The 16,617-nt window shown below is 59.6% G+C and carries 16 protein-coding genes; 11 read left to right on the forward strand and 5 right to left on the reverse strand.

Features of this window, described 5'->3' with window-relative positions:
- Nucleotides 1-33: 33 nt before the first annotated feature.
- Nucleotides 34-1,308, reverse strand: a complete 1,275-nt coding sequence (gene serS / locus FNT36_RS19060; protein ID WP_144851671.1) for a serine--tRNA ligase — start codon at nucleotides 1,306-1,308, stop codon at nucleotides 34-36.
- 466 nt (nucleotides 1,309-1,774) lie between these two features.
- Here serS and rho point away from each other — a divergent pair, with 466 nt between their 5' ends.
- Nucleotides 1,775-4,084: a transcription termination factor Rho gene (gene rho / locus FNT36_RS19065; RefSeq protein WP_144851007.1), complete on the forward strand. Its 2,310-nt coding sequence runs from the start codon at nucleotides 1,775-1,777 to the stop codon at nucleotides 4,082-4,084.
- Nucleotides 4,085-4,988: 904 nt separating this feature from the next.
- Entirely contained in the window at nucleotides 4,989-5,453 is a 465-nt protein-coding gene (locus tag FNT36_RS19075) for a hypothetical protein (RefSeq protein ID WP_144851013.1), read from the forward strand.
- Nucleotides 5,454-5,457: 4 nt separating this feature from the next.
- Here FNT36_RS19075 and FNT36_RS19080 read toward each other — a convergent pair whose 3' ends face one another.
- The 4 genes from FNT36_RS19080 to FNT36_RS19095 all read right to left on the reverse strand — a co-directional run bounded on the left by FNT36_RS19080 (nucleotide 5,458) and on the right by FNT36_RS19095 (nucleotide 8,705).
- Nucleotides 5,458-6,336 (reverse strand): UbiA family prenyltransferase, encoded by an 879-nt coding sequence (locus FNT36_RS19080; protein ID WP_144851016.1) that lies wholly within the window; start codon nucleotides 6,334-6,336, stop codon nucleotides 5,458-5,460.
- A gap of 54 nt (nucleotides 6,337-6,390) precedes the next feature.
- The gene (locus tag FNT36_RS19085) at nucleotides 6,391-7,188 is read right to left on the reverse strand and encodes a class I SAM-dependent methyltransferase (protein ID WP_144851019.1); all 798 of its coding nucleotides are present in this window, start codon (nucleotides 7,186-7,188) and stop codon (nucleotides 6,391-6,393) included.
- Nucleotides 7,189-7,349: 161 nt separating this feature from the next.
- On the reverse strand, nucleotides 7,350-8,117 hold the full coding sequence (locus FNT36_RS19090; protein ID WP_144851022.1) for a DUF4197 domain-containing protein: 768 nt from the start codon (nucleotides 8,115-8,117) through the stop codon (nucleotides 7,350-7,352).
- A gap of 153 nt (nucleotides 8,118-8,270) precedes the next feature.
- Nucleotides 8,271-8,705 (reverse strand): hypothetical protein, encoded by a 435-nt coding sequence (locus FNT36_RS19095; protein ID WP_144851025.1) that lies wholly within the window; start codon nucleotides 8,703-8,705, stop codon nucleotides 8,271-8,273.
- A 144-nt stretch (nucleotides 8,706-8,849) separates the two neighbouring features.
- On the opposite strand from FNT36_RS19095, the gene FNT36_RS19100 reads away from it, so the two are divergent.
- The 9 genes from FNT36_RS19100 (at nucleotide 8,850) to FNT36_RS19140 (ending at nucleotide 16,610) form a co-directional block, all read left to right on the forward strand.
- Nucleotides 8,850-9,533, forward strand: coding sequence for a hypothetical protein (locus FNT36_RS19100; RefSeq protein WP_144851028.1), 684 nt, complete (start codon nucleotides 8,850-8,852; stop codon nucleotides 9,531-9,533).
- 12 nt (nucleotides 9,534-9,545) lie between these two features.
- A complete protein-coding gene (locus FNT36_RS19105; RefSeq protein ID WP_144851031.1) occupies nucleotides 9,546-9,839 on the forward strand; it encodes a winged helix-turn-helix domain-containing protein in 294 nt (97 codons plus the stop codon).
- A gap of 135 nt (nucleotides 9,840-9,974) precedes the next feature.
- Nucleotides 9,975-11,588, forward strand: a complete 1,614-nt coding sequence (locus FNT36_RS19110) for a DUF4153 domain-containing protein (RefSeq protein WP_144851035.1) — start codon at nucleotides 9,975-9,977, stop codon at nucleotides 11,586-11,588.
- 426 nt (nucleotides 11,589-12,014) lie between these two features.
- A complete protein-coding gene (locus tag FNT36_RS19115; protein WP_144851038.1) occupies nucleotides 12,015-13,466 on the forward strand; it encodes a B12-binding domain-containing radical SAM protein in 1,452 nt (483 codons plus the stop codon).
- Nucleotides 13,467-13,720: 254 nt separating this feature from the next.
- The gene (locus tag FNT36_RS19120) at nucleotides 13,721-13,978 is read left to right on the forward strand and encodes a hypothetical protein (protein ID WP_233636064.1); all 258 of its coding nucleotides are present in this window, start codon (nucleotides 13,721-13,723) and stop codon (nucleotides 13,976-13,978) included.
- Nucleotides 13,979-14,030: 52 nt separating this feature from the next.
- Nucleotides 14,031-14,831: a ferritin-like domain-containing protein gene (locus FNT36_RS19125; protein WP_144851043.1), complete on the forward strand. Its 801-nt coding sequence runs from the start codon at nucleotides 14,031-14,033 to the stop codon at nucleotides 14,829-14,831.
- Between the two features lie 45 nt (nucleotides 14,832-14,876).
- Nucleotides 14,877-15,263, forward strand: coding sequence for a ribosomal maturation YjgA family protein (locus FNT36_RS19130; RefSeq protein ID WP_144851048.1), 387 nt, complete (start codon nucleotides 14,877-14,879; stop codon nucleotides 15,261-15,263).
- Nucleotides 15,264-15,748: 485 nt separating this feature from the next.
- Complete coding sequence (locus tag FNT36_RS25655; protein WP_233636065.1) at nucleotides 15,749-15,973, forward strand: hypothetical protein; 225 nt, start codon at nucleotides 15,749-15,751, stop codon at nucleotides 15,971-15,973.
- 199 nt (nucleotides 15,974-16,172) lie between these two features.
- A complete protein-coding gene (locus tag FNT36_RS19140) occupies nucleotides 16,173-16,610 on the forward strand; it encodes a hypothetical protein (protein ID WP_144851051.1) in 438 nt (145 codons plus the stop codon).
- Nucleotides 16,611-16,617 lie beyond the last annotated feature (7 nt).

The raw sequence follows: 16,617 nt of genomic DNA on the forward strand, positions 1-16,617 counted from the left end.
CTCGTTCAACAAGTGGTTTTTACTAGTGAAGGGTTACTTAATCTGTGTAAACCCGCAGTAGGAGTGCAATACGCTAGGCAGATTAATACCTTCTGGCGTCTGGTTATTTTCTAGTAGTGCGGCCACGATGCGGGGCAGCGCCAGGGCCGAGCCATTGAGGGTGTGCAGCAGTTGGGTTTTGCCGCCCTCGCCACGGTAGCGGCACTTGAGGCGGTTAGCCTGGAAAGTCTCAAAGTTGCTCACCGACGATACCTCGAGCCAACGGCCCTGGGCCGCGCTCCACACTTCTAGGTCATAGGTGAGGGCCGAGGTGAAGCCCATATCGCCACCGCAGAGGCGGAGCACGCGGTAAGGTAGCTCAAGCTGCTGGAGCAGGCGCTCTACGTGGGCCACCATTTGCTCGTGGGCGGCATAGGAGTGCTCAGGCTGGGTGATTTGTACAATCTCTACCTTGTCGAACTGGTGCAGGCGGTTCAGTCCGCGCACATCGGCGCCCCACGAGCCAGCCTCGCGCCGGAAGCAGGGTGTGTAGCCGGTGTTGCGCACGGGCAGCTTATCGGCAGCGATAATTTCGTCGCGGTAGAGGTTGGTAATCGGCACCTCCGAGGTCGGAATTAGGTACAGATTATCGGCCTTGTCGTGGTACATCTGGCCTTCCTTATCAGGTAGTTGGCCCGTGCCGTAGCCGCTGGCCTCGTTCACCAAGATGGGGGGCTGCACCTCCACGTAGCCCGCGTCGCGGGCCTGGTCGAGGAAGAAATTAATCAGCGCCCGCTGCAAGCGCGCACCCTGGCCTTTGTACACTGGAAAGCCCGCGCCCGTGATTTTGATACCTAGGTCAAAATCAATGATATCATATTTCTTAATCAACTCCCAGTGGGGCTGCGCGCCGGGCCCTAGGTCGGGTTTGGTGCCGCCTTCGCGCACTACCTCGTTGTCTTCGGCCGAGCGGCCAGCGGGCACGCTTTCGTGCGGCACGTTCGGAATTTTATACAGCAGTTCGGTTTGCTGTTTTTCGAGGGCCGCCAGTTCGTCGGCGTGCGTCTTAATCTGGGTTTTTAGCTCCGAGGTGCGGGCTTTAAGTGTTTCGGCGCCGGCTTTGTCGCCGCTTTTCATGAGGCCGCCAATCTGGCGAGCCAGCTCATTGGCTTCGGCCTGAGCAGTGTCGTGCTGCGTTTGCAAGGCCCGGCGCCGCTGGTCGAGGTCGAGCACCGCCGCCACATCAGCCTCAGCGGTTTTAAAGTTGCGCTTGGCCAGGCCGGCCAGCACGCGGTCGGTCTGCTCTTTAAGTACAGAAAGTTGTAGCATAGTGGGCGCAAAGGTATTGCGGCGGTCGCCAGTGCGGAACCAGCCGGCCCTAGGTGCGCGTTGAGCAGCCAAGAGGACCTAGGCGGCGCGGGGCTCATCCCGCAGAACGCATCTTTTTCTAAAATTTACGCAATGAGGCGCCGCCAACGTACCCAAGTTGGCAGTTTGTCCGTAATGCGTTAATATTGCAACTGCAAGCTGGCCCATGGGGCTGGTAGGGCAGGCCCTGGGTCCACCCGTTGCGTTGCCGGACCGACATTTTTGCCTTGGTGGAGCTGCCGGCCGCCCCTCTTATACCTTACTATTTCCTGTTGTTGCCCGCCGCTTTGCTGGTTGTGTTGCGCATTGCTGCTTTTTGGAAGTTGGGCCGGGCCATTGGCTTCGGACAAATTGCTTGCGGCCGGGACCCCGGGCCAGCGGCCGTCGGACGGCCGAGCCCTTCGCGCAGATTCTCCTAATTCCCCCTATGTATACCCTTAACGAGCTGAAGGACCGGCTGCTGTCCGACCTCAAGGAAATTGCTGAGCAACTACACGTTGGCAATTTCAAACGCCTGAGCAAACAGGATTTGATTTACAAAATCCTCGACCAGCAAGCCATTCTGCCGGCCGACCAGCTGCCTAGCAAAAAGCCCGCTACTGCGGCCCCAGCCGAGGCCCCTGCTGCCGCTGCGGCTCCTGAAGCAGTAGTAGAGGCAGCGGCCCCAGCCCCGGCCGCTGCCCCCGCTAGGGGTGCGCGCGGGGGTAGCGGCCGCCGCCGCCCCGCTGCGGCGCCGGTGGCCGAGCAGCCTTTTTCCGATGTAGCCGCTGCGGCCCCCGCCGTGGCAGCGCCCGCAGCCACAGTTGAAGCACCTGAGGTGCCGGCGGCAGTGGTCGAAGCCCCCGCCGCTGTGGCAGCAGAGCCCGTGGCACCAGCGCCAGCTTATGAAGAAGTAGCTGAGGCTCCGCAGCCTACACGCCTCGACGTAGTGGAGGCCGATGAGCAAAATGTAGCTAATGTGTCGGTAGCCGCTGAGGAGGCTACCGTGCCCCCCACCGAAACTAACCCCACTGCCGAAACGCACTCGGCCGACTCTACGGCCCAGCCTCGCCACCGCCGCGAGCGCGTAGACCGCGCCGGCCGGCCCTTGCCCCGCCGCGAAGACCGCCCTGCCACGGCTGCTGTAGCAGCCACTGAAGAGGCTACTACCCCTGAAGTAGCTGCCACCGAGGCAGTAGCTGAGCAGGCTGCCCCCGACGCATATGCTGACCGCCGCGAAAGCCGCGAGCAGCGCTTCGACCGTGAAAACCGGGATGGCCGCGAGCCTCGCGAAAACCGCGACCGTACCAACGGCCAGCCCCGCAATGACTTCCGCGAAAACCGCGAGCCCCGCGAAAACGGCCAGTCGCGCTTCTCTAATGACCAGCCCCGCGAGGCGCGCCCCATCAACGGCGCCGGTGCTACCGACCAGCCCCGCCTGAGCCGCGAGGAGCGCTATGCCCAGCGGGAAGCCCAGCGCCAGCAGCGCCGCGAAGAGCGCCAGCGCCTAGGCACCGAAGGCCAGCCTGCTGGTGAGCAAGGTGCAGCGAGTCAAGTACCTAGCGCTAATGGCCAAAACGGCCAGACCGCTGAAGGCCAGCGCCCGCAGCAAGCACCGCGCCCGCCCCGCGCCCCCGAGCTCGACCTGACGGTGCCCGGCTCGGGCACCCTAGAGCTGATGCCGGATGGTGGCTACGGCTTCCTGCGCTCGCCTTATTACAACTACCTGACCTCGCCCGACGACATCTACGTGTCGCCGCAGCAGGTGCGGCAGTATGGGCTGAAAGCCGGTGATACAGTGCAGTGCACCATGCGCCCGCCCCGTGAAAATGAGAAATATTTTGCTCTCGTTGGGGTGGATAGCATCAATGGCCGCACTGTAGAAGAAGTACGCGACCGGGTGCCCTTCAACCACTTAACGCCGCTGTTTGCCGATGAGAAGTTGAAGCTCAGCACCAAGCCCACCCAGGTGAGCACCCGCGTGCTCGACCTGTTTGCGCCCATCGGCAAAGGCCAGCGTGGCCTCATCGTGGCCCAGCCCAAGACTGGTAAAACGGTATTGCTGCAGGAAATTGCTAACTCGATTTCGGAGAACCACCCTGAGGTATACCTGCTCATCCTGCTCATCGACGAGCGCCCGGAAGAAGTAACTGACATGGCCCGCTCGGTGAAAGCCGAGGTGCTCAGCTCGACCTTCGATGAAACGGCCGACCGCCACGTCAAAATTGCGGAGTTGGCGCTTGACAAAGCGCGCCGCCTGGTAGAGTGCGGCCATGACGTAGTGATTCTGCTAGATTCCATCACGCGCCTGGCCCGGGCCTACAACACGGTGCAGCCCAGCAGCTCGCGTATTCTGTCGGGTGGTATCGACGCTGGCGCTCTACAGAAGCCTAAGCGCTTCTTCGGCGCGGCGCGTAACATCGAAGGCCCTGGCTCTTTGACGATTATTGCCACGGCGCTTATTGAAACCGGCTCGAAGATGGACGAAGTTATCTTCGAAGAATTCAAAGGCACCGGTAACATGGAACTTCAGCTTGACCGCAAGCTGGCCAACAAGCGTGTGTTCCCGGCCATCGACATTCCGGCTTCCGGCACCCGCCGCGAAGACCTGCTAATAAGCCGCGACGAGCTAAGCCGCGTGTGGGTTCTCCGCAAATTCATGACCGACATGAGCGCTACCGAAGCCATGGAGTTCTTGAAGGACCGCATGAAAGGTACCAAGGATAACGAAGAGTTCTTGCTGGCTATGAACGGCTAAGTCTTTTGATTAGTGACCCTAAGACGGGCGGTAAGTTGGCTTTTACGCCGCTTGCCGCCCGTCTCGGTTTTATGGGTCATATATGCCTTGCTATCTACATTTGCCAAGTTGACAGAGATTTAATTCGCTCCGAGAGAAGATGTTTACTAGGTTGTTAGTGAATGCATTATTGTTGTTTGCCCCTTACCTAGTGATTGGTCAAACTACCTTGCCGTGTCAAATTTTTACTGATGCAGCGGCCTCCGAAGCGTGGATTACGAAAACCCAGCAATTGCCACTGCGGCAGCAGGTATTGGCCTTACGTCAGCGCGTGGCCTGCGATACCGCCATTCGTGATATCAGTTTTGAGCCCCAAGTATGCTTGATGGGCGTTTCGCCCGCTGGCCGGCGGGCGTATGCAGCGGCTCAGCACAAGCGTGACTCGGCCGATACACGGGCTAAGGGCTTTTCACTGCTGTATATAGTAAATGGCCAGTTCTTTACAAAAGACTTAGCAGGAGTGACTGCTTTTCAGAAGCTTGTAACAATTCAAGCAGTGCGCAAAATAGAGTTTTTGCAGGGTGTTGGAGCAGCGGTAATTTATGGTAGCCGAGGTGCAAGCGGGGTAGTAGTGATAACCACTAAACAGCCCTAGGCAGCAGGAGTATAGCGATAAAAGCTCGGGTGTAGCGACGACACAATATTCATGCTCATGGCCCCCTGCCGATTATTAGTCCTCTGACCTGCAATCGTTGTTTTCGCTTGCTGTCGCGCACGCCGGAGGCCTGATGATAGTCAGCACAGGGCCCAGCCCCGCGCTATTAGTGCTAACTCAGCTTCTTAGGGCAAGGTATAAGGTCGAACAGCATTTTATTGATGAATTTTGGGCGAGCCCGTGCCTCATTCTACGGGAAGCACGATAGCTATGAAGCTGCTCTTGTTAGCCTATAGTCTCCTAGGTCCGCCATGCAAGGTTTATACGACGGTAGCAGCCTCCGATGCCTGGATAGTAGCCACGCAGCAGCTATCACTGAAGAAGCAGGTAGCAGCAGTGCGCCAGCGCCTGGCCTGCGATGCTCGCGTGCGAGGCCCAGTGCCAGCCGCCGCGGTGTGCGTACCTTGTCTTACAGCAGAAGGGCAGCGAGCCTTTCGGGCCGCGCAGGAAAAGCAGCGTCAAGCTGAAGCCAACGACCCCCGGCCCGTTGGAGTAGTACTGCTGTATATGATTGATGGGCAGGTAGTGGTACCTGCTGACACACTGCGGTGGCAGCCACTGGTGGCGCGGCGGCAGATAAAAGAAGTTTCTTTGCTAGCCAGTGAAAAAGCCGTTGCTATTGGTGGTGCCCGGGCGCAAAACGGCATGGTCTTCATCACGACCCGGCAGCCCTAGGTAGCTACAGCGCCAAAAGCAGCATGGCGATGAAAGCGGCGCTCAAGCACAGCGACGACACAATGTTCATGCGCATGGTCCACTCAAAATTGGCGTGCGCGGGGTCGTGCCACGCCAGCCAGGTCCAGCGCGCGAACAGTGCCACTACTGGCCCCGTGGCGAGTAGAAAAATCAGAATATTACGCGCTTCGCCCCGCAGCCAATAGGCTAGGCTCATAGCCGCGGCGCCCACCAGCAGCCCACCTGCCGCAAAAACTAACGTGCCCCGGATGCCCAACCGTAGGCTGAGCGTGCGGTCGCCGCGGCGTGCATCTTCTTGATGCTGATATATTTGAGTGAGAGGGTAGGAGCCACACAGGAACAAGGTGCTCACGAGAGCCAACAGTAGGTTGGTAGGTTCGGTAAGTTGAGGTGTTGTGGTGCCCACCCCGATTTGGGTCATCAAAAAGGTAAAAGCGCCCTGAAACACGACTACCACCACCGTGCTTACCAAGGGGTATTTTTTGAGGCGAATGCCCTCGTAGCTGTAGGCTTTAGAAACCAGCAGGTATACCAGCACCAGCGCCGCAAAGGGCCAGTTCAGTAGCAGCGAGCAACCTAGGGCCAACGCATCGAATAGCCAGACGAGGTGCAGCAGTTCGGGGGTGACTTTAGGTGGGGTCTTTAGCCCGCCAATGCTACCCTCATCTTTGTCATAGAAGGAATTATAGCCGTTAGATGCGGGGTACACCAGTAAGTGTAGAATGCCAAACACCGCCGCCGCCCGCCCCCAGCCAAACGGCATACGCAACGCGCTGAGCCCGAACCAGAAGATGGGCATCAGGAACAGCGAAAAGGGAATGCGCAGCAGCCGCAGCGCCCGGAGGTAATGGCTAAGGAGCAAGGGGCAAGAAGCAAGTAGCCGGCAAATGTGCAACCTAGGGCCCAAACCCAGGGCTTAGCTGCCGTTTGGGGTGCCGATGAGGTACGTGACGCGTGGGCCCCACCAATGGCGCAACTGCCCGGCTTGCCACTGGTAGCGCCCGGCGGGGTCGGCACGCTGGGCCAGTATCTGCAATTGGGCCGGCGGATACATCCTGAAAATAGACACGACCCCGTCCCAGATAGTAGTAAGCGGAATGAGCGGCACTAAGTATGTGAAAAACAACCTACTCCAGCGGAAAGGCCGAAAAAAAGGCGTGAGCAGCAGCTGCGCCACCGGCAGCACCGTGAGCGCCAGCCCGATTTCGAGCCAACTTTTGCCAGCCCCTTCAAACACGCCAATGCCTGCCCCGCGGACCACAGCATCGCGTAGCAACGCCTCAGCCTGCGGCGGCGCAAAGTGGTGGAAGGCTGAGAAAATAACTCGGAAGCCCGGCAGGTCGGCCGGCACGCGCAGCGCATCGATGGGGGCGGCGTGGCCCTGGATGGCGCCGTTGGTGCGGCGCGCCACATCGGCCCAGGCGGCGGGCTGGGGGTAGAGGTCGGTGAGCAGTAGCCCTAGGTGGGGGGGCGCGGTTGGCTGTTGGCGCAGGGCCACCAGCACGGTTTCGGTGCCGCCGCCTGCACCCGCGCCTAGCTCCAGCAGCTGGCTCTGCTGGGTGCGGTGCAGGGCAGTGGCCAGCAGTGGTGCTACTGGACGGTAGATGCCCAGGCTCGAAATCATGAAGCGGAGGTAGTCCATTTGCCCCGCGCGCAGCACGGCCGGAAACCACGGCTGGTCTTCAAACTCGAACAGGTGCAGGCGAAACTTCACAAGTAGCCCTTACGGCAAATGGCGCATTGAGTAGATAGGGACATAAAAAGGACTGTCAGGCTGAGCTCGCGAAGCATCTTCTCACGCTAGGTTTTTCTAGACGTGATAGGATGCTTCGCAAGCTCAGCCTGACAGTTTTATAGGTGCGTCAGACGCAAATATTACTTGCCACCGATGCCAAACACTTTCTTCAGCAGCGAAGTAGTACGGGCCACGGGGTTTTCTCGAATATCGGCCTCTTCCTGCGCGATGAGCGTGAACAAACCGTCGATGGCCTTGCCGGTGGCGTACTGGTTGAGGTCGGTTTGCACGGGAGTTACCAGCGGCAGTTTGTTGTAGGTGGTTGTCAGCGAGGTATAGTACTTGGTGGCGTCTACTTTGCCGAGGCTCTGCTCCATGATGGGCATAAAGGCCGTGGTAAGTTGCGAGGTGGTAGTGCGCTTGAGGTACTGAGTGGCCGCGTCCTTCTGGCCCGTCAAGATATTCCACACGTCGGTGAAGGTTAGCTGCTTAATAGCGTTGAGGAAGATGGGCTTGGCACTTTTGGCCGCGTCTTCGGCGCCGCGGTTCAGCGACAACTCAAACTTATCGACTTGGCTACCTAGGCCGATTTTGCGCAGGGTGGTGGCCATACGCTGTGCATCGGGCGGGAAGGGAATGCGGATAAGCTTATTTAAATAAAAGCCATCGGTGGCCGAGGCCTGGTCTGAGCCTTTCGAAATACCTTGAATAAGCGCCTCCTTCAGGCCATTAGCGGCTTCCGTATTGGTAAGGCCTGCTACGCCAGTCGAGGAAGAAGTAGTTGTAGTCGTCGTCTTTTTGGTGGGCAGTTTCAGGCCGCCTAGGCTGCTAGGAAAGCTAATCTGGGCATGCGCCGTGAGCGTGAAACTAGTTAAGGCAACAGTAGCTAAGAGCAGACGATTTTTCATAATGGAATGGAAAATGGGAGCGGGCTAAGAACAGAAATGATGCAGAACAGCTCGTAAGGCAACTGTTGGGCTTCCGCAAAAGTTGCCCGCGCTGCAATAGCCAAAAGACGTACCAGTTTGCGATTCTGCCCGCCCGCACTCGGCTAACGCCCGTTATTCAACGACAATCGAGGGTTGCGCATGCTGCCGTAGTACCCGTTGGGTAGCCCACAGCGCCGCAAGCAGCCAGGGCAGGCTAAAGCCCGTGCAGATACTCCAAAGCGGCTTAAACTCTACTCTTATTATCCAGCCTCCTAGGAGTGCAGCCACCACTACGGTAGCTTCAAAAAGAAGCAGGGTGCCCGCCATCGCCAAGGCAATGCCCCCGCGCCTAGGTAGGGTTTGGTGAAAGAGCCAGCGCATGGGGGCCAGCCGCAGCCAGCCAACCAGTAGGGCTGGCAATGCTCCGGTTCCAAGCAAGGCGAGGGTCAGGCCAAGCATTTCAAGCCCAATTTTTGCGATAAGTGAAGCACCTTCTGGCCAGTTATCGGTCCAAGGATGGTGCATCAGCAGCGCATACGCTAAAGCCACCGCTGGTGTCAGTACCATTCCCCCAAGAAAGGTTAGCCTGAATTGTTGATGGGCAAGGGCCTTAGTTGTGTAAAGCATGGCTTTTAGAATATTATCGAAAATAATGCTGCGACATATCTTTTCTGTATTAGCTTTGCAGTACAAAGTACTTCACCGCCTCGCATGAAGCCCGCCACTCAGGACCCGCTCGCCCAGCTTACCGAAATCCGCGCCATTATGGAGCGCAGCTCGCGCTTCATCTCGCTCAGCGGGCTGAGTGGGGTAGGGGCTGGCGTGGTGGCGCTAGTAGGCACGGTGGTGGCGCACTACTACCTGCTGCAAGAGTATGGCAGCGCGCAGTACGGCGCGCAGGGCTACCTGCGGCTGTTCCAGACTTCATTGGGCGAGCGGATGGAGGCGCTGCCTTTTCTCCTAGGTCTGGCTTTAGCCATGATAGCGGCAGCTCTGCTGGTAGCGGCGTTCTTTACGCTGCGTCGCACCCGGCGCGATGGCCTGCGCTCACTGTGGACAGCCCCAGCCCGGCGCTTGGCTGCCGCGCTGTTTATTCCGCTGGCGGTGGGCGGGCTCTTTTGCCTTAAACTATTCTTGAGCGGCGCGCCCGAGCTGGTGGTGCCGGGCCTGTTGGTGTTCTACGGCATCGCCCTGCTCAATGGCAGCAAGTACACGCTGGAAGAAATAAAGTACCTAGGGCTAACCCAAATGGCCCTCGGGCTGCTGGGGCTGCTGATGCCGGGCTATGGGCTGCTGCTCTTTGGAGTGGGCTTCGGGCTGGGGCACATTGGCTACGGCCTGCTGATGTATAACCGCTACGAGCGCCCCGCCGCGGGCTCCCGTAGCCAGGCGTAACTTTGCGAGCCCGTGAAATATGCCATCCACACGCTTAATAAAGCCTTCGACCACCGCGTGCGGCTCGGCGTAATGGCCGTGCTGTTGGCAAACGAGTCGGTGAGTTTCAACGACCTGAAAGAAAGTCTCGACCTCACTGATGGTAATCTGGCCTCGCACGTGGCCGCGCTCGAGAAAGCAGGCTACGTATTGGTAAACAAGCAGTTTATTGGCAAAAAGCCGAATACAACCTATAACGCCACGGCCGAAGGTAAAACCGCATTCCAAGAGCACCTAGCGGCGCTCGAGAAGCTACTGCGAGGCTAATCAATACCTAAATAGACGCAAGAGTTACGTCCATCATGCTGTGCACAGCATGGCGGATGGGCTAAAAAATAGCGTAGCCGACTTGAATCGGCCTTTTTTTGATACTACGGCTTTGAAATACAAAGTTCTTTAAAAATGGAAACAACAGCTTCTTGGGCGTCTGCTACGCCAGCTTCCGCGCCTCCCGCTTACCGAATTTCCACCTTGCTAGGTAGCCTAGTAGCGCTATCAGCGGTGCTAAGCGACTACTTGTTCTGGCACGAGTCGGCTGGCCTCAATGTGTTGGTTTACATGTTGTTTTTGGTGGGGGCACACTTAGTGCTGCTACCGCGCCACGCGCCAGTGCGGCGCCTAAGTAGCTTCTGGGTAGTGGTAGCGGGCTGCGTGGCGAGTGGGGGGCTGGTGGCGTGGTATGGCTCTAGCGCGTCGCTGTGGGCGGCGTTGGCCTCGGGCTTACTGTTAGTAGGATTCGTAAACCAGCCGCAACTGCGGCAGCTCAGCTACGCGGTGCTCACGGCAGCGGCGGGGGTGTTGCCGGCGGTGGGGGCCGTAGTGGGCAGCATCCGGGCGCCGCGGCAACTGGGCGGACGGTTGCAGCGCGGCTGGTTTTATGGGCGGGTACTGGGCATGCCGCTGCTGGCGGTGGGCGTTTTTCAAGCGTTGTTTGCGGCGGCTAACCCTAGGTTCGCGGCGCTGAGCGCGCGGTTTTGGAATGGGGTGGCTGACTTGCTAGGGCGGTTATTTGCGGATATTTCGGTGCCGCACCTGCTGTTTCTTGTGCTCTGCCTGATAGGCGCGGCGGGGGCATTGGCGGTAGTGCCCATTCACTTTTTTGCCGACCACGAGTCGCGCTTCGGGGAGTTTGTGCGGCGGCAACGCGATGGCGTGGCGTCCCTAGGTGTGCGGCGACCCAATTTTCAACACACTAGCCGTCGTCTGCTCGATTTGCGCAAGGAGTGGCTGGCTGCCGTGGTGAGCTTCGGCCTGCTCAACGCGCTGCTGTTGGTGGTGAATGTCGTGGACATCAACTGGATGTGGTTTGGCTTCGTGCCCGCGCCGAACTTCGACCTCACGCAGTTTGTGCATGAGGGCACCTACATACTGATTTTCAGTATTCTGCTGGCGGCGGGCATCATGCTGTGGTTTTTCCGCCGCAACCTCAACTTTTATCAGCCCGGCTTGCCGCTGCTGCGCTGGGGTGCCACGCTATGGGTGGTGCAAAACGTGGTGTTGGCCATCTCGGTGGGGCTGCGCAACTACTACTACATCGTGTACACGGGCTTGGCTTACAAGCGTATCGGCGTGTATGGCTTCTTGCTGCTGACGTTGTTTGGCCTAGGTACAGTGCTGCTCAAAATTTGGCAGCGGCGCTCAGCTTTTAATCTAGTGCGCCTCAATTCGTGGGCGGCATACGCAGTGATACTGGGCCTAGCGGCTGGCAACTGGGAAATCTGGATTGCCGAGTACAACCTACAAGCGGGCTTCGCGCGCCTCGACATTGGCTTTCTGCTGAATATGCCCCCTAGGGTGCTGCCGGTGCTGGCCGCGCGCCAAACCATCATCGACCAAGTACCGCACTTGGTAGCCGAGGGCAGCGATGGCTACTACTACACCATGGACAAGGCTCAGGCGCACGAGCTATTGCGGCAGAAGGTGGCAGAGTTTCAGCAAGCTTACCCGAAGCAGGATTGGCAGAGCCGGACGGGTGCGGGCGAGTTCACTTACAAACAGCTGGTGAATCATGACTGAGCAGCAAAGCGCATACAACGTTGTGCCGCTCACGCCGGGGCAGTGGCTACTGCGCAGCCTATATTGGGTAGGCGGATGCCAGGCGGGTATTTGGCTGCTTCCTAAGGCTATGACTGTGCTAAGGGACTACCTAAGCATGCTGCCGTCGAGTGCGCCGGAGCTAGTGGCGCTACTGATGTGGGGGAGCTGTTCCGCCTGCATTTTCTTGATTTGGCGGAACGTCTTATCGGGCAGCTCTGCCGTGCTTTTGCACGATGCCCGCCGAGGTGCTTTCTCTTGGGCTAGACTGCTCATGCTGGTATGGCGGGTGGTACTGGTCCTCGGCCTGGTCCTCCACTTGGGAATCATCCTGCTCATGTCGGTGGCGACGCTGTGGGACATTTTCTGCCATGAGCCAATAGGTGACTACTTCTAATTCAATAAGCTATGAAAGTCAAGCTCATCCTGCCCGCCCTTACCGAAGCCACCAACCCCTATTGGCGGCCCATCAAATACTCGCTCTTCCCGCCCCTGGGGCTGGCCACGCTGGCTGCCTACCTGCCTGCCGACTGGGAAGCCGACCTGCAAGACGAGCACGTGGAGGCCCTGCGCCTCGACGATGCGCCCGACCTGGTTGTCATTCAGGTATATATCACCAATGCCTACCGGGCCTACGCGCTGGCCGACCACTACCGCGCCCGCGGTGCCTACGTGTGCCTAGGTGGCCTGCACGTGACCAGCCTGCCCGAAGAGGCCGCACCGCACGCCGACAGCATCTTTCTGGGGCCGGGCGAGGAAACGTTTCCCGCGTTTCTGCGCGACTGGCGAGCTGGGCAGGCGCGGCCGCGCTACGTGTCTACGGCCGGGCGCTCGCTGGTAGGCGTGCCGCCCATTCGGCGCGACCTCATCAAGCGCACGCGCTACCTCGTGCCCAATTCGATAGTGGTGACGCGGGGCTGCCCGCACCACTGCGACTTCTGCTACAAAGACGCCTTTTTTGCGGGTGGCAAGTCGTTTTACACCCAAACCGTGGACGATGCCCTGGCCGAAATTGACCGCCTGCCCGGCCGCCACCTCTACTTCCTCGACGACCACCTGCTCGGCAATGTGCGCTTCGCGGCCGGGCTCTTCGAGGGAATGCGTGGCATGGGGCGGCTCTTTCAAGGGGCGGCCACGGTCGATAGCATCTTGCGCGACAACGGCTTGCTGGAGAAAGCCGCCCAGGCGGGTTTGCGCAGCTTGTTCGTGGGCTTCGAAACGCTGAGCCCGGTCAACCTGAAGTCGAGCAATAAGCCCCAGAACCTGGGGCGCGATTATGCCGCTGCCATCCGCCGCCTGCACGACCTAGGGATTATGATAAACGGCAGCTTCGTGTTTGGGCTCGACGACGACCGGCCCGACGTGTTTCGGCGCACCGTCGAGTGGGCCGTCAATCAAGGTATTACCACTTCTACTTTCCACATTGCTACGCCTTATCCTGGCACGGCGCTCTTCCAGCGCATGGAAGCCGAAGGCCGCCTGCTGCACCGCCGCTGGAACGAGTACGATACCCGCACCGTGGTGTGCCAGCCCGGCCCGCACCTCACCGCTCGCCAACTCAAAAATGGCTACGACCAGGCCTATCGCGACTTCTACAGCTGGTCTAACATCACTAAAGCCAGCTTGGTCCACGACACCGTGCGCCACCAGCTCAAGCATTTCGCCTACGCGGGCGGCTGGAAAAAATTTGAGCCGCTCTGGAATTTCGTCATCAAGTTCCGCCACCTCGACGCCATGCGCCCCTTGCTCGAAGCCATCCTGAGCAAAGTCAGCGGTACTGAGCCGCGCCGTGGGGTAGGGGCGCCACCCGCGCCCGCTAGTAGCTCGGAGATGCTGTTGCCGCTACCGGTGCTTCAGTAACCGTCACGTCTGTCATACAGCGCGCAGCGAAGCATCTCGCGTGGCGCAGTAAACCAAACGTTCATAAACGTCAGCACGCGAGATGCTTCGCTGCGCGCTGCATGGCAGACGCACTCATCAATCTTATGGAACAACTAACCTTAACCGCCAAACTCAAGAAGCCACTTACGCCTGCCGAGTGGCTACGAAGTAGCATGAGCTGGGCATTAGCCAGTGTCCTAAGCTGGTTACTACTCAGTATCTTATTAAGTAAGATGCTCGACACCAGCCAAGTATGGGCCGACTGGCTGCTACTCGGTACCGCAGCTGCCGCGCACCTGCTGATATGGTACAAATCGGTGCTGACCACTTGGGAAACCGTGGCCGAGCACACCGAGCCCTTATGGCTCAGTTTTGTGAGTGCCGGCTGGACGCTGCTGCTCATTCTGTTTCAGTTGTCGTGCCTGGCGTTGCTGTTTCTGGCGCTGCTGCTGGTGTGCGACGGTGGGGGTGCGGGCAGCTGGGGGCCCTAGGTTGCCGCTCAGGCCCACTTCTTTCACAAAGCCCTAATCTCTGCGTACTGCCATGACTTTTGCCGATATCACCACCTACTTCCAAGCCAACCGCGCCCGCTTTGCCGACCTGGCCTGGGACGACCCACACCAACTATCCCTCACGCAAAAGCGGGCCATCAGCGCCTCGCTCCAAACCTTCCAGCGGGGTGAAGGCACGGGCGGCGACCACCTACAGGCGCTGGCCGACCAGCTAGGCGATGCCGACTACGCGGCGGCCATGCGCCTCTTCATTCAGGAGGAGGAAGGCCACGCCAATATGCTGGGTGAGTTTATGGACCGCCAGGGCATTCCGCGGTTGCAGTCGCACTGGCTGCACGAGGTTTTTCGGAGCCTAGGGCGCCCGCTGGGGCTGGTGCACATGGTGCGCGTCATTCTCACGGCCGAGGTAGTGGCTACCATCTTCTACCGAGCGCTGTACACGGCCACGTTTTCGGGGCTGTTGCAGCAGCTGTGCCGCCGCATCTTGCTCGATGAAGAGATGCACCTCATCTACCATTGCTTGGCTATTCGGCAGCTGTCCCCTAAGCGCAACTGGCTGAGCGGCTGGCTTTGGAAGCAAGTTTACCGCGGCCTGATGGCCGGCACCGCCCTCACGGTGTATCTGAGCTGCCGCCGGGCGCTGCGGGCCGGCGGCTACGGCCTAGGTCGCTTCTGCACGGCTATTGCCACCGAATACGCCCGTGTGGAGCAGATGCAGCGGCCCGATGCGCCGCTGGTACTGCGCGGCGGGCCGGCGGCCCCGGCCGCTAGCCCCGCCGGCCCCACGGGCGCCTGGCAGTGGCCGGGCTCGCCCCTGCGGGTGGCCCGATAGAGTTTGTATTATCCTGTAAAATAATAAGTTATTCAATAATCTGGCATGGCCGAAATTCATAAAAGCTGGCTATACGGGGCTGGCTGCTTGCTCTGCGTAGAGGTATTCATCGCGGCTTTCCTGCACGACCGTATTGTGCGGCCCTACGTGGGCGACTTGCTGGCCGTCGTCTTTTTGTATTGCTTGGTGCGAAGCGTGGTTACTACGCCCGTGCGGCCCACGGTGGCGGCCGTGCTGCTGGTGGCCTATGGCATCGAGGCTCTGCAATACCTGCACCTGCTCACCTACATGGGGCTCGCGCACTCGCGGCTGGCGGCCGTGGTGCTAGGCAACCACTTCGAGTGGGGCGACATGCTGGCCTATACCCTAGGGGCGCTGGGTATTTTAGCCGCCGAGCAAGTTAAGGTGGTTTATAATCAGCGCTATGCTTGAGTCGTCGGCTGCCCGCCCTTCGCGAACGCCACCCTTAGGTAGGCGCCTGTGGCTGACCGCGGCCAGCCTCATCTTCGGGGGCCTAAACCTAGCTTTTTTCGCGGAGCTATGGCCGCACACACCAGCCGCCCGGTCGTGGCTAATGCGCCTGGAGTGGCTGCTGCTCCTAACCTTGCCGTTTCAATTTATAGGCTGGGCGTGGCGCTGGCTGCGGGCTTGTGCGGGGTCCGGTTGGGTTTGGCTGCTGGCCGCCTTGGGCTTTGTTGCAGTGACTGGCCTTGGGCTAGCTGCCTGGTTTTTGCTGCTAGTGCTGGCAATAGTAGCATGGTTATTTCGGTAGCGAAGCTAGACCATGTGGCCGGCCTAGGTGGTGGATAAGTGAGTAGTTAGCGCGAAATGAGTAGATTCGCCCGCTGCCGGGCGGCGGTAGTGTGTTGTTGGCCTTACTCTGTGCGCTCATTATGCCCCGAACTCTGCTGCTACTTGTGCTCGCAATTTCTATCGTGCTGGGGCTTACGGGCGGGGTGTTCTTTGCCCCAGCGCTCACCCTGGCGCAGTTCAAGGTGAAGTACGGCCCCGAAACGCAGTTCCTAGGGTACATCACCGGCTGGTTTTTGCTGCTCGTGACACTGTTGGCGGTGCTAGCTTGGACCCAAGTGTGGCGGCGACGCCCTGGCTACGCAGATTTGTGCTACTTGCTGGGGCTGTAGTGGATAGGCCTGGGTGTGGGTATTTTCATCGTTTTTGGGCGACCTGAAAATCTGGTGCTCGATTCGCTGAAAGGCCTGCTCCTTGTGGTGCTGACTTGGCGCTACCAAGCCAGCCGGCAGCTGCTACGGCGCTAGGTGGCCAGCGGCGGCGCACTGCCGGGCGGCGAGTATCTTGCCTGCTGATACCGCTTCCGCGCTCATGCCTCGTTCGCACGCTCACCCCATTCCGTCGCCCAAAATGCTGTCGCCCGTTGGGCGGGGGCTCGCAGCTATTCAGCTAGCCAAAGAAACGGCTACCATCATCTTGCTGGGCGTGCCCATGTTGCAAGGCCGGCCGCTGCTGGTGCTGGCCGTGCTGCCGGGGCTGGTGCTCTACCTATTTCGGTGGGTGATGGTGCTGGGCAGCTTCCGGCGGCGGGCCGCGGTGGGCATCTGGCTGTTCACTATCATGGATGAATTGTGGGGGCTGGTGCTCTACCTGCGGGCCACCGACGGGGCGCCCACGCTGCGCCAATTGCGCTACCTCGACTGGAGCTACCGGCTGGGGTTAGTGTTTTCGCTGGCGGCGCTGGCCGAGATTGCCTACCGCCGCTACCGCGACCGTGCAGGCCTGCGGGCACTGTTAAAAGCCGCCTAGCGTTAGG

The sequence above is a fragment of the Hymenobacter setariae genome (genome assembly GCF_007713685.1).
Classification (GTDB): domain Bacteria; phylum Bacteroidota; class Bacteroidia; order Cytophagales; family Hymenobacteraceae; genus Hymenobacter; species Hymenobacter setariae.